The sequence below is a fragment of the Sphingomonas sp. genome (genome assembly GCF_036388435.1).
GTDB lineage: Bacteria > Pseudomonadota > Alphaproteobacteria > Sphingomonadales > Sphingomonadaceae > Sphingomonas.
The window spans coordinates 1-23855 of record NZ_DASVRV010000036.1 but is presented as its reverse complement, the minus strand read 5'-3'; the positions used below and the strand labels follow the sequence as shown (position 1 = coordinate 23855).

Sequence of the window (23855 nt, the reverse complement as noted above, 5' to 3'; positions counted from 1 at the left end):
CTTGGGCAGATGCGGCTCGATCGCCGCCCAGGCCTCGTCCGACAACCAGAACAGCGCCATGCTCACCTCCGTCGCCCCCGCGTCCGTGGTGAATCAGAAAACCGCGCCCGCCTCAACCCGCTGATTGGGTTTTGACCCTAGGCGAGAGCAGGTCGTGGCGAACGAACGCGATCCGCGAGGTGCGGCACAAGGCGCTGCAAGTCGCTCAGAAGCGTGTGCAGACCGTGCTCAACCGACTTGCGCCGAAAAACGGCGTGGCCATGGACGCGGAACTTGCGTCAGCTCTCGAAAAGGCCGGGCTCTAGAATTCCGCCTCGTCAGCTGCCGCGACCTTCAACCGTGAGCCGGCATTCGAGCGACGATTATGTGTCAAATGGTCGCCCTTCGATACAGCCGGCAGCGACGTCGAAACCCGTCATTCGTCTCGAGGTGATCCGATACGGTGACGTTTCAGCTTCGCGGAAGGCGGAATGCAAGGACCGCCATCCCATTGACGCTATGCCGCAAAGCAGCGACAGCTTCGCTCACCAGCAGCTAGCTCCCCCTGCGGGCTGATCACCCGGAGGAATCAACGATGACAGAAGCTTTTGCCACGCCGATAGTTTTGGTGGTCGAAGACGAGATGGTGCTGCGAATGCGTGCTGTCGATATCGTCGAAGACGCCGGATTTGTGCCCATCGAGGCCGTGAGTGCGGACGAGGCCATGCAGATCCTGGAATCGCGGGACGACATATCCCTTTTGTTCACCGATATTCAGATGCCGGGTAGCATTGACGGACTGAAACTCGCTCATGCCGCCCATACCCGCTGGCCGCACATCAAGATCGTTCTGGTCTCCGGACAGATGGCGGTCACCGATGCGGACAAGCCGGACGACAGTAAATTCTTCCCAAAGCCGCTCGAGATCGAACGAATGGTTTTGGAGCTTCAGGAGATGGTCGGGAAGGGCGCGCTGAAGGTGTTGCCATCGTTGAGCCAAGCGGACGATTCGCTCACCCAAGAGAATAGAAAGCTCCGCTATCAGCTTCAGCAGGCGGGGCTCGATGCCAAAGCCTTGCTGGTGAAGACGGTGCTCGACACGGAAAAGCAGCAGCTGATCATTGATGAGAATCAGCCATTCCAGGACGCCCTTACCTCCGAAAACGACAGTCTCAAATTGGCGCTGGAACAGGCCGGTATCGACGCCAATGCCCTGCTCGTGCAGGCAGGAATCGACGCCGAGGAGCGCGAAGCCGCCGACAAGTTGCAGCATCTGATCCACGCGGAGCTGCATCACCGGATCAAGAACATGCTCGCCACCGTGGGCGCCATCACTCATCAAAGCCTGCGCACCGCACCCAGCATGGCTCACGCAAGCTCCGCCATCGATGGGCGGCTCGCGGCGCTGGCGCGCGTTCACGATCTTCTTACCCGGGTGAGCTGGGAAAACGCCACGATCGAAAGCACCATCCGGAGTGCGATCGAGCCGTTCGACCAAGGCGATGGCCGCTTCATCATTACCGGCCCAGCTACCGGGATCACATCGGGTGCGGTCATCGCATTCGCCATGACCCTGAACGAGCTTTGCACCAACACGACCAAATTCGGAGCCTTGTCATCTCCTGCAGGCCAAGTTCGCCTTTCCTGGGCGGTCGATGCAGATCGTCTTCACTTCACATGGATCGAATGCGATGGACCTCCCGTGAGCGAGCCGACGCGTAGAAGTTTCGGGACGCGAATGATGACGTCCTTGGGTCAGCAACTAAAGGGCAAGGTCCTGCTGGATTACAAGCCGAGTGGATTCGTCTACAGTTTGGATGTGCCGCTCGAGGGCCTGATCACCAAGCCGAAAAGATAGTCCTTCGAAACGATGATATTGCCGTCCGATGCAAACCGCGAGTCGGATTTACCACCTAAATCCGCATAAGTCGGTTCGGCCCGATGATCATGAAAATCATCGGTCCGTCGCCTGGAAGTCCGCGCGCGACATCTGCGGCCGGATCGCAAACTCTCCGGCAGCCATGCGCCTGATCGGCCTCCACCGGTGGAGGCCGATCACGTCCGACCTCCGGAACTGCCGGTGACCGGTGATGTCTATTCCCCGATCGGGTCCAGGCCGAGCGCCGAGCGGTCCGCTGTGGCCGATGCCAGTTCGGCGCGCGCGGCGGCGATGCGGGCCTGGGCGTCGATCAGGCGCACGCGCGCGTCCGTCGCGGTCTCCTCGCGCTGGTTGACCAGGAAGAAGTCGCTCGATCCCAGTTCGAACCGCCGCCGCTCGGCCGCGGCGAGCCGGTCGGCGAGCGTGCGCTCCTCCTCGGCGGCCGCGACCAGCTTCTCCGTTCCCTCCACCGCGATGTTGATGCCCTCCACCTCCACCGCGATCTGCTCGCGCAGGAAGCGCCCGCGCGTCTCCAGCGCGTCGATCTCGGCGCGCGCCTCGGCCACGCGGCCCCGGGCGGCACGATTCTGGAGCGGCACGGATAGACGAAACCCGACCACGGCCTCCAACGGGGTGCGGCTGGACCCGCCGATGCCTTCGGGACCCAAGTCCTTGCCCAGCTCGCCCTGAAGATCGACCCGCGGCTTCAGGTCGTTTTCCGCCAGCATCAGCCGCGTCATGGACTGTTCGACGCGCGCGGTCAGCGTCTGAAGGTCGGGCCGGGTCACAGGTGGCCCGACGCGCGCCACGGCGGGGCCGACCAGCGCCCCGGCATCGGCCGGCAGGCGTGCCGCGCCTGCCAGGATCGGTCGGCCCTGCTCGTCGCGAAAGTAGAGCGACAGGCCGTTGGCCGCCGCGGCAAAGTCCTGCTCGGCTCGTATCGCCAGCGCGCGCCGACGCACGAGATTCTGGTCGTTCTCCGTCAGCAGGATCTGCGGCCGGGCACCCAGCTCCACCTGACGCCGGATCGCGCCGCCCCGGCTTTGCGCCAGCTCCAGCAGGTCGCGATAGGCGCGCAGGCGCAGCCCGGCGGCGACCCAGTTCTGATAGGCGTCGATGGCGCGGCGCTGCACCCCGATCGCGACCGCCTGACCTTCGAAGCGGGCTACGTCGAGATCGCCCGCCGCGAGCGTCCGGCGTGTGCGCCGCTCGTCGACCAGCCGGTCGCGCATCAGCGCGAACAGCCCGCCCACCTTCAGCTCGCCCAGCCGGTTGGTATAGGCCTGGTCCTCGTAGATCGGGAAGTCGCCGCGTGACACGCGGTAGCCGCCATAGAGATAGCCGCCATTGCCGGTCAGCGGCCGCGTCGCTCGCGCGTCCACCACGCTTCCGTCATAGTAGCCGAGCGTGCGGCTGCGTCCGTTCACGTCGAACACGGTGTCGAAAGCCCCCTCCGCCGAGAGCGCGCGGCCTTCCGCCTGACGCACCCGGGCCAGTGCCTCGACGATCTGCGGCGCCGACCTGGCGGAGGCGCGTAGCACCTCATCGAGCATCAGCGGGGCGTCAGACCGGAAGGTCCCCGTCGTCGGCTGCGCCGCGAGCGCGCGCGGCAGCGCGCCCGCCATCGTGCACAGCACCGCCAGAACGGACAGGAGCCGGCTCATTTCGCCTTGCCCGCCTTGGCCGCGATCTCGTTCGGGTCCTCGCCCTTGGCCGAAGCCGCCGCGCGCTGACCGAAGTCGAGCGGAAAATCGTTGAGCTGGCGCCATAGTTCATAACCCGCCGACACGGTCTCGCCCTGGATCCAGCCATGCACCTTTCCGCCGAGCCGGACGAAGCGGTGGTCGGGCCAGCCGGGCTTGCCCGGCGCGGGCTCCACCAGCACGCGGAACAGCCCGTCGGGGCTCGCGCTCGGGTCGATCGTGCGCACGCGCCCGTCGAACAGGCCCTGGGCGATGGCGGGCCAGCCGCTGAACTGGATGGCCGGCCACCCCTCGAATTCCAGCCGCACGGGTCGGCCCGGCCGGGCGAGCGGCACGTCGCGGCCGTCGACATACAGCTCCACCGCGCGCTCGACCCGCTCGGGCGCGACCACCGCCAGGGTCGTGCCCGCCGAGACCAGCGCCCCGCCCGCCGCCGCATTCAGCTGCTGGATGCGGCCGTCGCGCGGTGCGCGCACCACTTGAGCGGATTGGCGGTTCAGCTGCACGTCGATGCGGTTGAGCTTGGCGCGCGCTTCGGCCAGCTTGGCGCCGGCCTCGGCGACCTTGATCTGCGTCTGTTCGTAATCGCGCCGCGCCGCCAGACCTTCGGCGAGCAGCTGGCCCGTGCGGCCGACATCGATGGTGGCCACCGCGCGCGCCTGCTGGACGGCCGCGATCTCCGCTTGCACCTGCGCGCGCTCCGCCGCCAGGCGCGAGAGCAGGTTGGGATCGACATCCACCACCCGCGCGATCGGATCGCCCCGATCGACATGCTGGCCGTCCTGGACGTACCAGCGCTCGACCCGGCCCGGCACCAGCGCGGATACGTCCTGCGCCCGGTCCTCCGGATCCAGCGCGGCGACCTGACCCTGGCCCTGCGCGGTCTGGACCCAGGGGGTGAAGAACAGCAGCGCCACCGCCGCCGCGACGCCGATGCCGATCATCCAGGCGATCGCCACGGTCAGTCGCGGCGGGCGCAACGACGCCAGCGTGTGGAAATGCGACAGATGCTCAGGCCGATGCGGCATGACGTGCCTCCCTGCGACCCAGGTGATCGACGAGGTCGCCCAGCGAGCCGAAGCGCTGCTGGCGATCCCGGCCCAGCCAGAACCAGCCGTCCAGCGCGATCGCCTCGGGCCGGCCGGTGCACAGCAGCACGGTCGTCCCGCTCCCCTTCAACATCTCGAGCGCGCGCCCGAGACGGTCGATCGCCATGAGGTCGAACAGCGGGGATAGCAGCAGCACGCGCGGCCGGCTCAGGAGCGCGGCGGCCAGTTTCAACTCCATCACCTCACCGATCGACAGCGGCCAGCCCGACGCCGCGAGCGGGGTGTCCAAACCGTGGGGCAGCGTCGCTACCCGCTCGCCCAGCCCGACCAGCTCTAAGGCGTCCAGCACCGCGCCCGCCGAGGCATCCGGCGCGGCGAGCGACAGATATTCGCGTAGCGTGACCTCGACGATCGACGGCCGGTCGAGCACCATCACCTCCGAGCGCAGCAGATAGGGGTGGAGCGCGCCCAGATCGATGCCGCCCACCGAGACAAGTCCGCGTGTCGGCGTGGCGTGCCGCTTCAGTATTTGCGCGAGCAGCCGGTCGGCGCCGGGTTCGACCGCGGTCACCAGCCGCTCGCCCGCTCTCAGCGCGAAATCGAAGCGCGCGTCCTCGACCGCCACGTCGCGCAGCCGCACCGCCCCGTCGCTCGGCGCCTCTCTGCCCGTCGCGCCGCTTTCCTGCGGGATGGCGAAGAGCAGCGACAGCTCCTCCGACGACGCCACCAGGTCGTAGAAGGTATCGAGATACCACCCGAGCTGCGAGACCCCGTAGAACACGCCGGACAGGATGAGCTCGGCCGCGACCAGCTGGCCGATCGACAGCTCGCCGCGCAGGATCAGCGTGCCGCCCAGCGCCAGGAGCGCCGCGCTGGCGAGCGCGTAGATGAACAGAAAGGACAGCGTCTGCGCGAAGCTGTAGCGGAAATAGCGCCGATGCGCGCCGACATAGGCGGCGGTCATCCGTTCCGACCGGTCCATCGCGAAGCCCAGGTGCCGGCCCGATTTGTAGAAGCCGTTCGACCCGCCCACGCTTTCCAGCCAGCGCGCGGTGTCGTGCTTGGCATGGGAGAGTGCGACCGCCGAAGTGATCGCGCCGCGTCGCCAGACCAGCCACACGGCCAGAAGGGCGGTCAGCAGCACCGCGTTGAACGCCAGGAAGAAGGGGTGGTAGAAGCTCGTCACCGCCAGCCCGACCGCGCCCTGGAGCACGATGGTGAAGGCGCCGATGACGAGGCTCGGGACCGCCTTCTGCACCACGCCCAGATCGAAATAGCGGTTGAACAGGTCGCCGCGTCCGGCATCGGCGAAAAAGGGGTTCTGCGCGTGGACCGCGCGAATCGTGATCTCGGCGACCACCCGCGCGAAGACGCGGCGCTCGAATACCGCCATCAGGTGGACGCGAAACGCGCTGAGGGCGACCACCATCAGCAGGAGCGCGAACAACATGCCGGCCAGGGTCCAGAGCGGCGCGGGGAGCGCGGTGCTGGCGACGCTGTTGATCAGCAGCTGGACGGAGATGGGGGTCGCGAGCGACAACAGGCTGATCGCGACGGTGTAGACGATGCCGAGCCGCACATATCCCGCATCGGGGCCGACGATCTCCGACAGCCAGCCCGCGGCTTCCCTGAACCCGATACGTGTTCCCGCCAAGTCCGCACCCCTATCGCCGAATGTCCGCCTTATCGCGGGCGGACGTTATCGGCGCAACGGAGCAGTCGTTATGATCGCCATAGGATTGTCCTATGTCCCGATGGCGCGCAGATGGTCGGCAATCAGCAGATAGGCAGGGGCTCGCCCGGCGCCCTGGCGCCAGACGAGCCCGATCTCCCGGTAATAGCGGTCCGACTTGAACGGGCGCACGATCACGTCGTCGCCCGCGCGCACTTCCTGGCGGACATAGAGTTCGGGCAGCAGGGTCAGCCCCATGCCCATGCCGGCCATCTGCCGCACCGCGTCCAGGCTGGTGCCCTCGTAATCGCGCAGCACGGTCGCGCCCGTCTCCGCCGCGATCGCCGAAGCCTGCTCCGCCAGCCGGTATCCGGGTAGAAGCGTGAGCAGGCTCTCGCCTGCCAAATCGGCGGGTTCCACCACCTGTTTCGCACCTAGGGGGTGGTCGGCCGCCATGGCGAGCTGCAGCCGTTCGCGGAACAGCCGCTCGTGGTGGAGCCCGCGACCCGGCACGGGCAGCTGCGCCAGCACGATGTCGTGCTGGCCCGTGTTCAGCCCCGCGACCAAGGCATCGGGCAGCCCCTCGCGGATATGGACGCGCAAGGTCGGGTGCTCGCGGTGGAGCCGCGCGATCAGGCCCGGCAGCAGATAGGCCCCCAGCGTCGGCGACACACCTAGACGGATCGTTCCGGTCAGCCCGTCACCGGCGGCGGCGCGCACCTGCTCCAGGTCGGTCAGGTCGAGCAGGATGCGCCGTGCCCGCTCCAGCGCCTCGCGGCCGAGCGGCGTCAGGATCGCGGGCCCGCCGCGTTCGAACAATGGCCCGCCGATCGCGTCCTCCAGGCTCTTGATCTGTTGCGATAGCGAGGGCTGCGATACACCCATGCGCTCGGCGGCGCGCGTGAAGCTCCCCGTGTCGGCGAGCGCCACGAAATAGCTCAGCTGGCGAGTGGTGAGGCGGGAACGGCGCACGCCGCCACGCTTGGCGAACGACGCCGAATTGGCAAGGGCGGCGAACGGCTTGGTGCTGACCATGTCCGTCGAGCGGGTCGGGAAGATCGGGATCGATAGCGGGGTCCGCGCCGGTGTTCCGACCGATGCTTTGGCGCAGCTGAAGCCTTTGGGGCGTGAGCGTCGCGAGCCGTGCCGATGAGATGCTGCGCACCATAGCCATCGCGATCGCGAAGTGCGCCGGGGAGGGCACACGCCGCTTTAACCTTGTTCCGCATACAAGGCGAAATGCATGCAGATCCGATCCGACGCCCGCTCCCGCAGCGCACGATCGGGCGCTGGCTGCAGCCATGGCGGGCGGTTGCGGCTGCGCTGAACGAACGCACGCGCCGCGTGCGGGAGCGCGCGGACAGCGTGCGCCGACACCGCCGACTCGTCGAGCGGTCGCGCGAGGTCATTTTCGAGACCGACAAGGCCGGCCGCTGGACCTATCTCAACCCGGCCTGGGGCGCGATCACGGGGCTGGACGTGGCCGCGACGATCGGCCGATCCTTTCTGAGCACCATCGCGCCGGACGACCGCGAGCGCGCGCTCGCGTGCCTGGCGTCGCTGTACGACCGGCGGGTCGATGAATGCCATCAGGAGCTCCGCTACATCCACGCCGACGGCAGCGTCCGCTGGGCGTCGGTACGCAGTCACCGGCTGACCGATGCCGACGACGCGATCGTCGGCACCTATGGTACGCTTCACGACATCACCAACCGACGTGCGACCGAAGCCGCGCGGGAGGAGAGCGAGCGGCTCTACCGGCTGCTCGCCGACAATTCGAACGACATGATCGTGCGCATCGGGCTGGATGGCGTTCGCCGTTACGTGTCGCCCGCGTGCCGCCACATCCTGGGCTACGAACCCGAGGAGCTGATCGGCGGCTCGCCCGCCGGTGCGATCCATCCCGACGACCGGGCCAAGACGATCGCGGTCTGCGCCACGCTGCTGAAAGGTGCCGACGGTCCGATCTGCGTTTACCGGCAGCGCCACAGGGACGGGCCTTATGTCTGGCTGGAAGCGACCTATCGACTGATCCGCGACGACGCCGGCACCCCCGTCGAATTCATCGCCAGCGTCCGCGACGTGGCGCGGCGCGAGGCGGCCGAGCTGGAAGCGGCGCGGGTGGCGGCCCGGCTCCAGGAAAGCCACCGATTGCTGATGATGGCCGAAGCCGTCGGCGAGATCGGCCATTGGCGGCTCGACATCGCCAGCCAGACGGTATCCTGGTCCGACGCGATCTGTGCGATCCACGGCGTGCCGCCCGGCCATGTTCCGCGCCTGGATAGCGCGATCGACGTCTACCACCCCGACGACCGCGCCCAGGTCGAACGGTTCGTCGGGCGGGCGCTCGCGACCGGCGAGGGGTTCGAGCACCGCGCACGCATCATCCGGCCCGATGGGACGCTGCGCCATGTCGCGTCGCGCGGACGCGCCGAGACGGCACCCGACGGCAGCATCGTCGGCCTGTTCGGCGTGTTCCAGGACGTGACCGACAGCGTGGCGGCCGATCGAGCGCTGGCCGAGACCCATCGCATGCTGACCATGGCGGAGGCCGTCGCGCACATGGGCCATTGGCGCGTGGAGCGACTGGGCGGCGAACATTTCTGGTCGGACGAGGTGTATCGCATCTACGGTTTCGACCGTGACATTCCCCCCACTTTCGAGCGTATGCTCCTTGCGTGTCATCCCGACGACCGGGCGTCCGTCGAACGCATCATCGCCGAAGCGGTCGCCAGGGGAGAGGGCTATTCCTTGCGCGCGCGCATCTTCCGGGCGGACGGCACGCTGGTCCACATTCTCGTCCGCGGAGAGATCGACCGCGATCCGCAAGGCAGGGTGATCGGGCTGTTCGGGATCGTCCAGGACATCAGCGAACAGGCCGAGGTGGAGGCGCTGCTGACCGAGCGCGAGGAACGCTTCCGGCTGATCACCGACCAGGCGAGCGACATGATCTCGCTGCACGGCGTGGACGGGCGGTATCTGTTCATGTCGCCTTCCTCGCAGCGGGTGCTGGGCTATGATCCGGCCGTGCTGCTGGGCAGGACCGCCACCGACCTCGCCCCGCCCGAGGACCATGCCCTGCTCCGGACCCATCACGACAGCTTGCTGAGCGGCGACCCCGATGCGGTATCGTCCGCGCGCTTCCGCCTGCGCCGGAGCGACGGGACGCTGGTCTGGATCGAGGCGGCGGCGCGCGTCGCCCGATATCGCGGGCAGACCTGCACCATTTCCGTGTCGCGCGACGTGACCGAGCAGGTCGAGACGGAACGGGCATTGCAGGCCGCGCGGGTCGAGGCCGAAGCGGCGGCGACCGCCAAATCATCCTTCCTGGCGACGATGAGCCACGAGATCCGCACACCCATGACCGGCGTGCTGGGCATGATCGAGCTGCTGCGCGGCGACCTGGAACCCGCCGAGCGCGAGCGCTTCTTCGGACGGCTGGAGCAATCGGCCAAGACTCTGATGACCGTGCTCGACGACGTGCTGGATTATTCGAAGATCGAATCGGGCAGTCTGGCCCTGGAACAGGCAAGCTTTCATCTGGAAGCCGCGGTGCGCGGCGTGGTCGACCTGTTCGCCGGGGCGGCTTCGCAAAAGGGGCTTTCGCTGGAGCTGGCGGGCCCGGCGACGGAGTCGTTCGTGCTCGGCGACGCCGCGCGGATCCAGCAGGTCCTGTCCAACCTCGTCGGCAACGCGATCAAGTTCACCGACACAGGCGGGATCACCGTCCGCTTGTCGGCTGTCCCGGACGATGGGGGATGCGTTCGCTGGCGTATCGCCGTGGCGGATACCGGTATCGGGGTCGACGCCGGGGCCAAGGACCAGCTGTTCGCCCCGTTCGTTCAGGCCGACCTGTCGACCACGCGACGGTTCGGCGGAACGGGGCTGGGGCTGGCGATCTGCAAGCGCCTGGTCACCGCCATGGACGGCACCATCGGCGTCGAACCCGCCCCGTGGGGATCGGTATTCTGGTTCGAGCTGCCGCTCGCCACGGGCGAAGGCCGGGCCGAGACGCCAGCGCCGTCGCTGCCCGTGGCCGGGAACTTCGCCCGCCAGCCGCTGCGCGTGCTGGTCGCCGAGGACAACGAGATCAACCAGCTCCTCGTCACCTCGTTGCTTCGCCGGCTCGGCCATGCCGTGGTCTGCGTCGCGAACGGCGCGTTGGCGGTCGAGCAGGCGGCAGGCGGATTGTTCGACGTCGTGCTGATGGACATGCAGATGCCGGTGATGGACGGAGTCGCGGCCACGCACGGGATCCGCCGGCTCGGCGGCCACGCAGGGGATGTCCCGATCATCGCCCTGACCGCCGATGCGCTGCCCGAGCGACGGCGTTTCTACGACAATATCGGCCTGAGCGGCTTTCTCGCCAAGCCCATCGACGTCGCGCTGCTCAAGAACCTGCTCGACGCGATCGTTCCGGCCGAGATCGTCGTGCCCGCGTTCTTGGACCCGACCCGGCTGGCTGAGCTGCGCGACGAGATGGGCGAAGAGCTGCTCGACATGCTCGTGGCGATGCTGACCCAGGAAGCCGCGACACGCCCCGATCTGATCCGGGCGCTCGTGGCGGCGGGCGATCTCGACGGGGCAAGGCGTGAGGCTCACGCCCTGCGCGGCGCGGCTGCGAATGTCGGCGCGACCCGCCTGGCCGTCGCTGCCGAAATGGTCGAGCATGCCCCTGACGGGGCGAGCTTGGAACGCCACCTTGCGAGCCTCGCCGATGCCGCCGACGCGCTGATCCATGCGCTACGGCCTAGCCCTGGTCGCGCGCGCAGCATGGAATCCCGGTGATGCTTCCGCAGGTCCTGATCATCGACGATGTCGCGCTGAACACCGTAATACTTCGGTCGATGGTCGAGAAGTTGCGACCGTGCGAGACGTTCTGCTTCACCCACGCGCCGCTCGCGCTGGACTGGTGCCGGGAACAGGCGCCCGACCTCATCCTGCTCGACTATGTCATGCCCGAGATGGACGGCCCGGCCTTTCTCGCCGCGCTGCGCGAGATCGATCACTGCCGTACGGTGCCCACGCTGGTCATCACCAGCGATACCGATCGCTCGAAGTTGCTGCTGGCGCTGGAAGCCGGCGCCAACGATTTCCTGCGCAAGCCGGTCGACCCCATCGAGTTCCGGGCGCGTGTCCGCAACGCGCTGGAACTCGGCACCGCGCTCACCCGGTTACGGCATCTGGCGACGATCGACGGCCTCACCGGGGTGCTCAACCGGCGCAGTTTCATGGCCAAGCTCGGCGACGAGCTCGATCGCGCCATGCGCTATGACGAGAGTTTCGCGGTGGCGCTGGTCGATATCGACCATTTCAAGCGGGTGAACGACCGTTTCGGTCATGCCGCCGGGGATGCCGCGCTGATCATCGTCGCCGACACGTGCCGCGATGTCCTGCGCCGTTCCGATTCGATCGGGCGCCTGGGGGGCGAGGAATTCGGCGTCCTGACGCCCGTCACCACGCTTGCGGGTGCGTGGCAGGCCGCCGAGCGCTTGCGGTCCGGTGTCGCGGGATGCGACCTGACGCACCTCGCGCCCGAGCTGACGCTGACGATCAGCGTCGGCATAGCGTTGGTCGACAGAGGCGAGGCACCCGAGGCGGTCCTCGCCCGCGCCGACGCGGCCCTATATCGCGCCAAGGCGGAGGGTCGCGACCGAGTTGTCGAGGCCGATCCGACGCTCCGCTAGTCGGCGCGGGGCCAGCCGGCGGCGTCCCAGGCCAGCCTTTGTATCTGCAGGGTGGGAACGCCGTTACGCTGGGTGTCATAGGCGTGATACACGATATGCTGGGCGTCGCCTTCGTCCAGGATCGCGACATGCCCGCGTCCGACGAAGCGGCCGCCCTCGCCCTGCCCCGATGCGAGAACGGGCGTGCCGCCGCCGTTCATCATCGCGCGTCCATCGCGGTCCATATAGGGCCCGGTGGGCGAGGACGCCCGGCCGACCACGGTGTTGTAGCTGCTCCGCGCGCCCTGGCAGCAGAAGTCGAACGACACGAACAGATAGTAGAATCCGCCCCGCCGGACGACGAACGGCGCTTCGACCGCGCCCGGGCTAGGGCGGGCGGCGAGGGGGCGGACCGGATCTCCGGCCAGGCGCAGCCCCGTCGCGGGATCGAGCCCGATCAGCTTGATGCCCGAGAAGAAGCTGCCAAAGACCATCCATGACCGCCCCTCCGCGTCGATGAAGACCATGGAGTCGATCGCGTTATAGTCATCGGCGGGGGACGAGCGGATCACCGGTCCCTTATCCACCCAGTTCGTCGCCGGCGCCCCCGCGTCCAGCGCCGAAGCGGTGGCGAGCCCGATCGCCGAGCGATTGCTGCCGAACGTCGAGACGGAGTAATATAGCCGATATTCGTTTCCGTGGCGCACGATGTCGGGCGCCCACATTCCGGCGGCGTTGGGCACCGCCTCGGCCGTCCAGGCGGGAAGCTGGCGGAAACTCGCGCCGCGAAACCGCCATGCGGCAAGATCGGTGGAGGTGCGCAGCGCCAGCAACCCTTCGGCGTCGCCGTTATTGCCGGTCGCGAACAGGTAATAGGTGCCGTTGTCCTTCAGGATCGCCGGGTCGTGAACGGGGGCGGTCGCGCCCGTCAGAACCAACGGTCCGGGTGACGGGCCCGGCGAGGGCGACGGGGACGGCGCGGGCGTCGGGGTTGCGACCGGCGCCTGGTTCGCGTCGCTCGTGGTCGCGCCGCCATCATCCCCGCCGCATCCGGCAAGGCCCAGCAGCATCAGCCAGGGAAGCACCCGGCGCGCGGCCGACAGGCCGGCGCGGCCGACCGGGCGCGTGTTCGCGAACTCGGCTGCGCCCCGAGGGCCGAACGGCAACTCGACCAGCCCCGGACGGGCCAGGTTGCGGTCGAGCCCGGCGGTCGGGCGCCTGCCGGTTGCCCCGGACGGGATGAACCGGAAACCCGAGCGGTATGTCACTCCCCGAGACGGGTCCGTCATCATCGAAGGCCGCATGTCGCTCCGCCAACCTCCCGGATGCGTCGAAGGGATGTATTCACGAACATATAGTCCGACAAATCAGCACCCGGCAAGTGCCCGAGGACGGCGGCGTCCGAACCGTGCCTTCAGGATCCGGTGCGATCCATCGCGCTGCGCGTGTCCTCCAGCGCGAGATCGACCAGAAGGCGCATGGCGCTCTCGGCCGCCACCCCGTCGCCCGCCGCGATCGCCGCGTACACGCGGACATGGTCGGGGATCGGGTTGCGGGGCAGGGCGCGCGCGCGCTGCTTGAACTTGGTGGTCCAGCTCACCGCCGCCCCGATCGACGCGCCGAGCACCACCAGCGCATCGTTGCGGGTGGCCTGGAGAATGGCGTCGTGGAAATCGCGATCGGCGGCGCGGCCCGCCTCGGTCGCTAGCGTATGCCGCCGCATCAGCGTCAGCGCCTCCTTCATCAGGCGAAGATCGGCCCGGTCGCGGCGCTCGGCGGCGAGCCGCGAGGCCGACGGCTCGATGATGGCGCGCAGCTCGAACAGGCTGCGCACGAGCTGGATGTCCGGCTCGCCGGTGAAGGCCCAGGCGAGCACGTCGGGGTCGAGCAGGTTCCAGCGGTTCCGCGGCAGGACGCGGGTGCCGGCCTTGGGGCGGCTCTCGACCAGCCCCTTGGCGGTGAGCACCTGCACGGCCTCGCGATAGGCGCTGCGCGACACGTCCAGGGCTTCGGAAAAGGCGACCTCGCCGGACAGGGTGTCGCCCGGCCGGAACTCGCCCGACAGGATCGCGACCCCGAGCTTGTGGGCAATCGCGCCGCGCAGCCGCCGCCCGGTGCCGCGCGGGATGCGCGGGGGTGAGGAGGTCGCCGCCGCTCCGTCGAGCTGTTCGGCCTCCGCGTGGCCGCTGGTCGGAAACCCTGTCACGCCCTGGGGCCTATCAGCGTCGGCGACCGTTCGGAACGGCAAAGATCGAGCCTCCGGCACCCGCTGTCCCCCGCTGAACCGCCACCGGCAAAATTCCTCTTTCCAGCGGCCATGGTCTACGTATATCTACTCGGACAAATACGGGAAGCGTCTCGACGCGCGAAACCCGGATCAGCAAAGGGGAGAGTGAATATGCGCCACCGTTCGGCGACCATGGGTCGGGTCTCATCGACCGTTCTGGCGATCATGCTCGCCGCCCCCGCCGCCGCGCAGACCGCGCAGGAATCGCCCGAATCGACGGTCGCCGCGCAGCCGACCACCGCCGATCCCGCCGCGGCCTCCGACCAGCCGGCGACCACGACCCAGAACGAGGAAGGCGAGGAGATCATCGTCACGGGCGTCCGCGCCAGCCTTCAGGGCGCGCAGGCGATCAAGCGCAACGCGACCCAGGTGGTCGACTCGATCGTGGCCGAGGACATCGGCAAGCTGCCCGACAACACCGTGTCCGACGCGCTCCAGCGCGTGACGGGCATCCAGGTTTACCGCGGCGGCGGCGAGGTCAACGCCGTGCTCGTGCGCGGGCTGCCCAACGTCCAGACGCTGATCAACGGGCGCGAAGCGTTCACCGGCGTCCTTCGCGGGGTCGCGCTCCAGGATATCCCGGCGGAGCTGGTCGCGGGCGTCGACGTGTACAAGACGACCACGCCCGACCAGATCGAGGGCAGCGTTTCCGGCGCGATCGATATCCGCCTGCGTCGCCCGTTCGATTTCGACGGGCTGCAGGTCGCGGGCGGCGCGCGGGCCTTCTACAGCGACAATCGCAACAAGTGGAGCTACGTGACCAGCGGGTTGGTCAGCAATCGCTGGGAGTCCGCCAGCGGGGCCGAGTTCGGCGTCCTGATCGGCGCGTCCTACAATGATCGCAAGTATCAGGATCAGACGGCGTTCAATTTCGGGTTCAGTCCCCTGAGCGCCACCAATCCCACGCTGATTCCCGACACCGTCGGCGGGCTCGTCACGGACGGCGATCGCCAGCGGCCGGCCGTGAACGTCTCGCTCCAGTACAAGCCGACCCCCGACCTGGAGTTCTACGCCGACGGTCTGTTCACCGGTTATCGGCAGGATTACGATGTGAATTTCTTCGTCGGTCTGCCCAAGGCCGGCGCGGTGACGGTCAACACGGTACAGGACGGCACTGCGACCATACCCGGCGCTCCCGCGCGACCGGTCGCCAGCACGATCACGACCCGCGACAATTTCACGATCACCAGCAAGCAGGCGTTCAGCCAGAAGACCGACGGGTATCAAGCAAACATCGGAACACGCTTCACGGCGGGGCCGGCGCTGCTGTCCGCCGAGCTCACCTACAATAAGAGCAAGGTGCGCAGCCGGGCGCTGATCGTCGACACCGCCTTCGTGGTGCCCCGGATCGACTATGCCTTCGATGTCGGAGGCACGCCGTCGATCGCGTTCAACGGCTTCGACGTTACCGACGGAAACAATCTGAACCTGCTCACGCTGTTCGACAACCGCGATGCGTCCAACAGCGAGCAATATGCCGGTAAGGCCGACCTGCTCTACACGTTCGAGAACGGTGGTTTTCTGCGCAACTTCAAGGTCGGCGCACGCTATGCGAGGCGGACGGGCGACTCGGGCAGCGCGCAAAGCGGGGCGCTCGGCCTTGGTTTCCTGCCGCAGACAGGCTTCCCGGGATTGGTCTCCAACGCGCCCGACGACATCATTCGCGGCAAGTTGGGCGTCGATGGTTTCGCGCTGACGAGCCGAAGCTTTATCGACGAGAACGCGGACCAGCTGCGCGCTCTCGCGGGCCGGCCCGCTGGCGATCCGGCCTTCGATCCCAACCGCACCTTCTCGCTGCGTGAGACCGTTTATGCCGCTTATGGGCAGATCGGGTTCGGGACAGAAGGCGGCGCGCTGGAGGGCACGGCCGGCGTGCGCCTGGTCAATACCGTCACCAGTCTGAACGCTGTCCAGTTGACCATCATCCCGCCGGCCGCGCCCGTCGCCACGCCCATCCAGGGGCGGCGCAACGAGTTGAACATCCTACCCAGTGCGACGTTGAAGATACGGCCCGTGGAGGACGTGATCCTGCGACTGGTCGCGGGCAAGCAGATCTTCCGGCCGCAGTTCACCGATCTGAATCCCGCCATTGCGGTGACGTTGACGGGAATCACCGGCGGAACCAGCTCGATCGGCACGGGCAACGGCGGCAATGCCAATCTGGCAGCGGTCGAGTCCGACAATTTCGACGCGACCGCCGAGTGGTATTTCTCGAACACCGGTTCGCTGACGATCGCGGGCTTTTACAAGAAGCTCAACAATTACATCCAGTCGGAAGCTTTGCCCGAGGCCGTGCCGGGGTTCACAGGCGCCATTCTGGTTACACGCCCACAGAATTCCGGATCGGGCGAGCTGAAGGGTGTCGAGGTCGCGGGTACTCAGTTTCTCGACTTCCTTCCCGGCGCTCTCAGTGGCTTTGGCGGGCAGGCGAGCTTCACCTATGCGAGCGGCTTCCTCCGGGATGCCGCCGGGCTAAAGCGCGCGATCACGCCCTTGTCGAAATATTCGTACAATCTGGTCGGCATCTACGAGAAATACGGGTTTTCGGCGCGACTGGCGTATAACTGGCGAAGCAACTACACCGATAGCTTCTCCGCGGTCGTGCCGGGTGGACGGGTTATCGCCAGGTCGCTGAGCTTCCTCGACTTCTCGGCCAGCTATGCGGTCACGGAGAACATCACCCTGACGGTGGACGCGACCAATCTGCTCGACGAAACCTATCAGGATTATTTTGGACCGGGCAGCATCACACCGCGCGACACGCGCGAGTTCGACCGCACCTTCGGTGCCGGCGTACGCTTCCGGTTCTGACAAGGAGGGGACGATATGAGCATCGGGGTGAGTCTGGCGCGTGCGGTCTGTCTCGCCCTGGTGCTCGGGTCCGTCGGCGCGGGTGCGCAGGTCCCGGCTTCCGTCCCCGGAGTAGCCGATCGCATGACGGGCGACGTGTCGCCCGTCCACGACCCGGCGATCATCAAGCAGGGCGACACCTATTACGTCTTCAGCACCACCAGCCAGACGAACCAGCCGCCGGGGCTGATCCATATCCGCACGTCCAAGGACCTGTCGACCTGGAAGACGACAGGGGCGGTGTTCACGGCCATTCCCGATTGGGCCAAGCGCGAGATTTCGGGGACCAAGGGGCTATGGGCGCCCGACATCTCCTATGCGAACGGACAGTATCGGCTATATTATTCGATCTCGACCTTCGGCAGCAATCATTCGGCGATCGGGCTGGCGACGACGCCCACGCTCGATCCGACCGCGCCCGGCTATGGCTGGACCGACCAGGGCGCGGTGATCGTGTCGCCGCGCGGGGGCGATTACAACGCGATCGATCCGAACGCCTTTACGGATACGGACGGCAAGGCGTGGCTGACCTTCGGCAGCTTCTGGACGGGGATCAAGATGATCCGGCTCGATCCCGCGACGGGCAAGGCGCTGGCCGGCGACAAGACGGTCCATTCGCTGGCGCGGCGGCCGAATCCGGGCGCGATCGAGGCGCCGTTCCTCACGAAACGCGGCGACTTCTATTATCTGTTCGCGTCGAACGATTTCTGCTGCCGGGGGGCGAACAGCAGCTATTATACCGTGGTGGGCCGGGCCAAGGCGGTGACCGGACCCTATCTGGATTATGACGGAAAGCCGATGATGGACGGATACGGCCAGATCGTCCTCCATGGTCAGCTCGACAAGACCAAGCGCTGGCGCGGTCCCGGACACCCCGCGCTGCTGAACGATGGCGGGCGCGAATATATCGTCTATCACGCTTATGACGCCCGCAACAAAGGGGTGCCGACCTTGCGGATCCAGTCCATGGGGTGGACCGCCGATGGCTGGCCGGTCGCGCGGCCGTGACCGCGAACCTGTTCGACGATATGCCCCAATCGACTTTGAAGGACGGATCATGATCCACTCCCGACGTAGTTTCATCGCCGGCCTCGCCGCGAGCGCGACCGTGCCGGCGCTCGTTCGGGCGGCCCCGCGCGGCCGGGCGAGCAATCCGCTCGTCCGCCAGCGCGCCGATGCGCAGATCTTCCGCCACACCGACGGCTGGTATTACATGACCGGATCGGTGCCCGAATATGACCGGCTGGTGCTGCGCCGCGCGCGCACGCTGGCAGGGCTGACCACCGCGCGCGAGGCCGTTTTGTGGCGCCACCTCGCGACCGGTCCGATGTCGGGTTTCATCTGGGCGCCCGAGCTGCATCTGATCGACGGACGCTGGATCATGTATTTCGCCGCCGGGCCCAGCGGCGGGGGCGAGGACGTGTTCCGCATCCGCACCTATGCCGTCGTCTGCGACGGCGCGAATCCGATGACCGGCAAATGGTCGGTGCTCGGGCAGCTCCAGACGCCTTGGGACAGCTTCAACCTGGACTCGACCGTCTTCGTCCACCGGGGCACCCGCTACATGCTCTGGGCCCAGCGCGAGCCGGGGATCGACACGAATTCCAACCTGTATATCGCGCCCCTGGCGACGCCGTTGACGCTGGGCGCCAAGCCCACGCGGCTGTCGGTCCCCACGCTCGACTGGGAGGTCCGGGGGTTCAAGGTGAACGAGGGCGCCGCGCCCCTGGTGCGCAACGGCCGTGTGTTCATGACCTATTCGGCCAGCGCCACCGACGCCCGTTATTGCATGGGCATGCTGACCGCGCGCGACGATGCCGATCTGATGGACCCGGCGGTCTGGACCAAGTCGCCCGTGCCCGTGTTCAAATCCTCGCCCAAGAACGGCGTCTGGGGGCCGGGGCATAACAGCTTCACCGTCGACGAGCGCGGGCGCGACATCCTGGTCTATCACGCGCGCGATTATCAGAAGATCACCGGCGACCCGCTCTTCGATCCGAACCGCCACACCCGTGTGCAGCATTTCCGCTATCGGCCGGACGGAACGCCCGATTTCGGCGAGCCCGTGCGGAACGGTCCGCTGATCTGACGGCGATCCGCGCAACGGCGGAGCAAGCGTTCAAGCCGCGCGGGGCGCGACGCCCCTTCCTACCTCTTCGTCATGGAACCGGCCCCGGAACCACCGGCCCCGCCGTTGCCGTCGCCGTCGCTACCGCCTCCAGCCCGTCCAGCGCCCGCCGCGCCTCCACATAGCGCCGTGCCGCCGCCATCCAGTTCCCCGCGCGCGCCGCGCCGGGCAACGTCCGCGTCTCGATCAGCGCCGCTTCCACTTGCCCCCCGTCGAGCAGCCGCCGCGCGCGCGCGAAGCGTTCGACGGGCATTGCGCGGGGCGCATCGGCGCGGCGGAGCACCACCAGGTTGCCGATCTCGCGCCGGAACGCGCGCCATATACCCTGGCGCGCGCCCGTCTGAAGCTCGGGCGCGATCGCGTCGAGGCCGAGGCGCAGATCCTCCAGCGTCACCGGGGCCCGCGCGGCGGCCGTCACCACCGCCACCGCGCGGGGATCGATGGCGCCGAAGCGCCGGCGAAGCTGGTCCTCGACCGGGCCCAGGGGGACGCCGCGATCGAGCAGGCGCCGCGCGGCGACCGCGACGAGCAGGGCTTCCGCCCGCCCGGCCTGCGCGCCCGCCGTCACGGCGTCGCCGGTGATCGCCGCGATACGCGCCTCTAGCGCCACGAGCTGCGCGGACAGGGCGGCCTCGCGCGCGGTCAGCGTGGCCAGGTCGGCGGCGGGCATCGCCGCCGCCGCGCGGGAAGGCTGCGGCGCGGTCGGCGCGGCGGGCTGGACCACCGAAACGGGCGCGCGATCGGGCGCGAACCAGCCATAGCGCTTTCCCGCCCAGGCCGCGACGGCGAGCCCCGCCAGGAAGGTCAGGACGAAAAGAAGGCCGATGATGCCGAACCGGGGGCGCGAGCGCGTGTCGACCGGCGAGCTATAGTCCATCCCGTCGCTTATCCCCGCCCGGTTCGTCCCCGTCAATCGGCCGTCCGGGCCACGAGGTCGAGCAGCGCGGCGTCGGTCGGCCTGTCCGCCGCGACGGCCCGGCGCCAGTCCTGGCCGGCCGCGTCCAGGACCGCGTGACCAAGCGCGGCCAGCGCGATCGAGTCGCGGGCCGTCGCGTCACGGTCGACGAGCATGGCCAGCCGTCGCGCCGCGCGGGGCGAGTGGAGAAGCGCGGTCCAGCCCTCGGCCAGGATGCCCGTCGCGCCGGCCGCGATCGGGAGCGGATCGGTGGCATAGACGGACAGCGCGGTGACGCCGGGCGCATCCGGCATCCGATCGCGCCCGGCAAGGTGGAGCAGGCGGGTCAGGCCCATCGAATCAGCAAGCGAAACGGCGGTCGCGACGCCGCCCTCGCCCGTCGCCACGACCGACAATCCCGCCGCGCGGGCCGTTCTCGCCGTGGCCTCGCCGACCGCCACGACCGGCAATCGTCGCAGCGGCTCCAGCCCCGGCCCCGCATGGCGCACCGCCGCCGCGCTCGTCAGGAGCAGCGCGTCGAAGCCGTCCGGGTCGGGCGGGCTCCAGGCGAGCGGACCCAGTTCGAACAGCGGCAGTCGCATGACGTCGAACCCGCGCGCGGCCGCGCGTTCGGCGGTTCTCGCATTTCCGGGTTCGGGGCGGAGAACCGCGACGCGCTTCCCGCTTCCGGCGGTCACGCCGCGAACAGGCGCCGGATCGCGGGCGACGCGCGCGCGAGCAGGTCGGTGGCGAGCGCGGCGCCCAATTCCGGCCCGGTGCCGCCGGCGACGCCGTTCACCTCCTCCTCGCCATTCTCCGCGATCAAGGAAGCGCGCAGGTGCAATGTCGTGCCCGCCAGGCTGGCGAGCGCGGCGACCGGGGAACGGCAGTCGGCGCCGAGCGCGGCCAGCAGCGCACGTTCGACGAGCACGCACCGATGCGTGTCGGGGTGGTCGATCGCGGTCACGATCGCGATCGCCCGCGCATCCTCGGCGCGCACCTCGATCCCGACCGCGCCCTGGGCCGGGGCGGGGAGCATGATGTCGGTCGAGATCGCCGTGCCGACCTCCGGACGGCCGAGCCGATCGAGCCCCGCCGCCGCCAGCATCGTCGCATCGACCTCGCCCGCCGCGAGCTTGGCGAGGCGCGTGTCGACATTGCCGCGGATCGACACGATCCTGAGGTCGGGGCGCAGCCGCAGCAACTGCGCGCGGCGGCGGGGCGAGCTGGTGCCGACCGTCGCGCCGCGCGGGATCGCGTTGATCGATTCCGCCCCGATCAGCCGGTCGCGCACATCGGCGCGGGGCAGGGTGGCGGCGATCAGCAGGCTGGCGGGGCGGACGGTCTCGACATCCTTCATCGAGTGGACGCAGGCATCGATCTCGCCCGCCAGCAAGGCGCGGTCGAGCTCGCGCGTCCACAGCGCCTTGCCGCCGATCTCGGCGAGCGGGCGGTCCTGGACGCGGTCGCCGGTGGTGCGGATGACGACCGTCTCGATCTGGGCGGGCGACCAGCCATGCGCCGCGATCAGCGCATCGGCGACCATCCGCGCCTGGGTGAGCGCAAGCGGCGAGCCGCGGGTGCCGAGGCGGAATGGGGTCATGCGCGGAGCTTAGGCCCGCCAGCCCGCCTTCGACAAGCCAGGTGCGGGACGATAAGGGTCGGACCATGATCGTGCTCGGCCTGGAATCCTCCTGCGACGAAACCGCCGCCGCGCTCGTCACCGGCGACCGCCGGGTGCTGGCGCACCGGCTGGCGGGGCAGGAGGCGGCGCACCGCCCCTATGGCGGCGTGGTGCCCGAGATCGCGGCGCGCGCGCATGTGGAGGCGCTGGAGCCGCTGATCGTCGCGGCGCTCGCCGATGCGGGGCTGACGCTGCGCGATGTCGACGCGGTCGCCGCGACGGCGGGGCCGGGGCTGATCGGGGGGGTGATGGTCGGGCTGGTGACGGGCAAGGCGCTGGCCCATGCGGTCGGCAGGCCGCTGGTCGCGGTCAACCATCTGGAGGGCCACGCGCTGTCGCCGCGGCTGGTCGATGCGGCGCTCGACTTCCCTTATCTGCTGCTGCTCGTCTCGGGCGGCCATTGCCAATTGCTCCGTGTCGAGGGGGTGGGGCGGTATCGCCGGCTGGCGACGACGATCGACGATGCGGTGGGCGAGGCGTTCGACAAGACCGCCAAGATATTGGGGCTGGGCTTTCCCGGCGGTCCGGCGGTCGAGCGGGCGGCCCTCGCCGGCGATCCCCTTGCGGTGCCGCTGCCCCGCCCGCTCAGGGGCTCGGCCGAACCGCATTTCTCCTTCGCCGGGCTGAAAAGCGCGGTGGCGCGGGCCGCCGGGCAGCATAGGCCCGAGGATCTGGCGGCGTCCTTCCAGGCGGCGGTGGTCGACTGCCTGCTCGACCGTACCGCCCGCGCCCTCGACGCCTCGCCGGGGGTGACCGCGCTGGTGGTCGCGGGCGGGGTCGCGGCGAATGGGGCGGTGCGAAGCGCGCTTCAGGCGCTGGCGCGCGCGCGCGACCTGCCCTTCGTCGCGCCGCCGGGGTGGCTGTGCACCGACAATGCGGCGATGATCGCCTGGGCGGGTGCGGAACGCTTCGCGGCGGGCCTGGTGGACCCGCTCGATACGCCGGCCCGCGCGCGCTGGCCCCTCGATCCCGGCGCCGAGCCGGTGCGCGGCGCGGGGGTGAAGGCATGAGGATAGGCCCATGAAGATCGGAGTCATCGGCGGGGGCGCCTGGGGCACCGCGCTGGCGCAGGTCGCGGCGCGCGGCGGGGCCGAGCCGGTGCTGCTCTGGGCGCGCGAGCCCGAGGTGGTGGCGGGTATCAACGACGCGCATCTGAACGGCGCCTTCCTGCCCGGTGTGCCGCTGGCGGCGTCGATCCGCGCGACGGGATCGCTCGACGAGTTGACCGGATGCGACGCGCTGCTGGTGGTGGCGCCCGCGCAGCATGTGCGCGGCGTGCTGGCGGCGCTGCCGGGCGGGAACGCGCCGCTGGTGCTGTGCGCCAAGGGTATCGAGGCGGGGACCAAGCTGCTCGTCGGCGAGGTCGCGCGCGTGGTCAGGCCCGGCTCGCCGGTCGCGGTGCTGTCCGGTCCCACTTTCGCGCATGAGGTCGCGGCCGGCCTGCCGACCGCGGTGACGCTCGCCTGCGCCGACGAGGGTTTGCGCGCGGCGCTGGGCGCGCGGCTCGCCTCGCCCAGCTTCCGGCCCTATGCGTCGGAGGACGTGGTCGGCGCGGAGATCGGCGGGGCGGTGAAGAACGTGCTCGCGGTCGCGTGCGGCGTCGTCGAGGGCGCCGGGCTGGGCCAGAATGCGCGCGCGGCGGTGATCGCGCGGGGTTTCGCCGAGATGACGCGCTTCGGCTTGGCGCGCGGCGCCAGGGCCGCGACGTTGAGCGGGCTGTCGGGGCTGGGCGATCTGGTGCTGACCTGTTCGTCGGCCAGCTCGCGCAATTTCTCGCTGGGCGTGGGGCTCGGCCGGGGCGGCGTCGCGGCCGATCTGCTCGCCGACCGGCGCACCGTCGCCGAAGGCGCGTTCACCGCGCCCGTGCTCGCCGAGGCGGCGCGCGACGCCGGCGTCGACATGCCGGTGACGGACGCGGTTGTGCGCCTGCTGGCTGGCGAGGACGTGCGCGCGGTGGTCGAGGCGCTGCTCGCCCGCCCGCTCCGGGATGAAGGATAGCGTCTGACGACCTCGGGTTCACCCGCCCGCCGTTCGTCCTAAGTAGGGGCTGAGCTTGTCGAAGT

The 23855-nt window shown here is 69.0% G+C and carries 16 protein-coding genes and 1 pseudogene; 8 read left to right on the top strand and 9 right to left on the bottom strand.

Features of this window, described 5'->3' with window-relative positions; all coding sequences use genetic code 11:
• Nucleotides 1–574: 574 nt before the first annotated feature.
• On the top strand, nt 575–1837 hold the full coding sequence (locus VF592_RS07715) for an HWE histidine kinase domain-containing protein (protein ID WP_331005036.1): 1263 nt from the start codon (nt 575–577) through the stop codon (nt 1835–1837).
• A gap of 236 nt (nt 1838–2073) precedes the next feature.
• Here VF592_RS07715 and VF592_RS07710 read toward each other — a convergent pair whose 3' ends face one another.
• The 4 genes from VF592_RS07710 to VF592_RS07695 form a co-directional block, all read right to left on the bottom strand.
• Nucleotides 2074–3522: a TolC family protein gene (locus VF592_RS07710; RefSeq protein WP_331005035.1), complete on the bottom strand. Its 1449-nt coding sequence runs from the start codon at nt 3520–3522 to the stop codon at nt 2074–2076.
• Nucleotides 3519–4589: an efflux RND transporter periplasmic adaptor subunit gene (locus VF592_RS07705; RefSeq protein WP_331005034.1), complete on the bottom strand. Its 1071-nt coding sequence runs from the start codon at nt 4587–4589 to the stop codon at nt 3519–3521. The genes VF592_RS07710 and VF592_RS07705 overlap by 4 nt, the downstream gene beginning before the upstream one ends.
• Entirely contained in the window at nt 4573–6264 is a 1692-nt protein-coding gene (locus VF592_RS07700) for an ABC transporter ATP-binding protein (protein ID WP_331005033.1), read from the bottom strand. The genes VF592_RS07705 and VF592_RS07700 overlap by 17 nt, the downstream gene beginning before the upstream one ends.
• A 90-nt stretch (nt 6265–6354) precedes the next feature.
• Nucleotides 6355–7317, bottom strand: coding sequence for a hydrogen peroxide-inducible genes activator (locus tag VF592_RS07695; protein WP_331005032.1), 963 nt, complete (start codon nt 7315–7317; stop codon nt 6355–6357).
• A 330-nt stretch (nt 7318–7647) separates the two neighbouring features.
• Here VF592_RS07695 and VF592_RS07690 point away from each other — a divergent pair, with 330 nt between their 5' ends.
• Both VF592_RS07690 and VF592_RS07685 read left to right on the top strand, forming a co-directional pair.
• Nucleotides 7648–11070, top strand: a complete 3423-nt coding sequence (locus VF592_RS07690) for a PAS domain S-box protein (RefSeq protein WP_331005031.1) — start codon at nt 7648–7650, stop codon at nt 11068–11070.
• A complete protein-coding gene (locus tag VF592_RS07685) occupies nt 11070–11969 on the top strand; it encodes a diguanylate cyclase (RefSeq protein ID WP_331005030.1) in 900 nt (299 codons plus the stop codon). The genes VF592_RS07690 and VF592_RS07685 overlap by 1 nt, the downstream gene beginning before the upstream one ends.
• Here the strand turns inward: VF592_RS07685 and VF592_RS07680 are convergent.
• Nucleotides 11966–13216: an arabinan endo-1,5-alpha-L-arabinosidase gene (locus VF592_RS07680; protein WP_331005029.1), complete on the bottom strand. Its 1251-nt coding sequence runs from the start codon at nt 13214–13216 to the stop codon at nt 11966–11968. The two genes, VF592_RS07685 and VF592_RS07680, sit on opposite strands and share 4 nt — an antisense overlap.
• 146 nt (nt 13217–13362) lie before the next feature.
• Nucleotides 13363–14076 carry a FadR/GntR family transcriptional regulator gene (locus VF592_RS07675; RefSeq protein ID WP_331005037.1) on the bottom strand — a complete coding sequence of 238 codons (714 nt, stop codon included), beginning with the start codon at nt 14074–14076 and terminating at the stop codon, nt 13363–13365.
• Between the two features lie 270 nt (nt 14077–14346).
• Here VF592_RS07675 and VF592_RS07670 point away from each other — a divergent pair, with 270 nt between their 5' ends.
• The 3 genes and pseudogenes from VF592_RS07670 to VF592_RS07660 form a co-directional block, all read left to right on the top strand.
• Entirely contained in the window at nt 14347–17046 is a 2700-nt protein-coding gene (locus VF592_RS07670) for a TonB-dependent receptor (protein WP_331005028.1), read from the top strand.
• Between the two features lie 15 nt (nt 17047–17061).
• Complete coding sequence (locus VF592_RS07665; protein WP_331005027.1) at nt 17062–18093, top strand: arabinan endo-1,5-alpha-L-arabinosidase; 1032 nt, start codon at nt 17062–17064, stop codon at nt 18091–18093.
• Nucleotides 18094–18142: 49 nt separating this feature from the next.
• Nucleotides 18143–19168, top strand: a pseudogene (locus VF592_RS07660) (family 43 glycosylhydrolase); the annotation flags it as partial.
• A gap of 76 nt (nt 19169–19244) precedes the next feature.
• Here the strand turns inward: VF592_RS07660 and VF592_RS07655 are convergent.
• Genes VF592_RS07655 through hemC form a run of 3 tightly spaced genes read right to left on the bottom strand, consistent with a single transcriptional unit; the run spans nt 19245 to nt 21711 of the window.
• A complete protein-coding gene (locus tag VF592_RS07655) occupies nt 19245–20090 on the bottom strand; it encodes a hypothetical protein (protein ID WP_331005026.1) in 846 nt (281 codons plus the stop codon).
• Between the two features lie 32 nt (nt 20091–20122).
• Entirely contained in the window at nt 20123–20806 is a 684-nt protein-coding gene (locus VF592_RS07650) for a uroporphyrinogen-III synthase (RefSeq protein WP_331005025.1), read from the bottom strand.
• Complete coding sequence (hemC, locus tag VF592_RS07645) at nt 20803–21711, bottom strand: hydroxymethylbilane synthase (RefSeq protein WP_331005024.1); 909 nt, start codon at nt 21709–21711, stop codon at nt 20803–20805. The genes VF592_RS07650 and hemC overlap by 4 nt, the downstream gene beginning before the upstream one ends.
• 65 nt (nt 21712–21776) lie before the next feature.
• On the opposite strand from hemC, the gene tsaD reads away from it, so the two are divergent.
• Together tsaD and VF592_RS07635 are read left to right on the top strand one after the other, a co-directional pair.
• The gene (gene tsaD / locus VF592_RS07640) at nt 21777–22802 is read left to right on the top strand and encodes a tRNA (adenosine(37)-N6)-threonylcarbamoyltransferase complex transferase subunit TsaD (RefSeq protein WP_331005023.1); all 1026 of its coding nucleotides are present in this window, start codon (nt 21777–21779) and stop codon (nt 22800–22802) included.
• Nucleotides 22803–22812: 10 nt separating this feature from the next.
• A complete protein-coding gene (locus VF592_RS07635; RefSeq protein WP_331005022.1) occupies nt 22813–23790 on the top strand; it encodes an NAD(P)H-dependent glycerol-3-phosphate dehydrogenase in 978 nt (325 codons plus the stop codon).
• Nucleotides 23791–23855 lie beyond the last annotated feature (65 nt).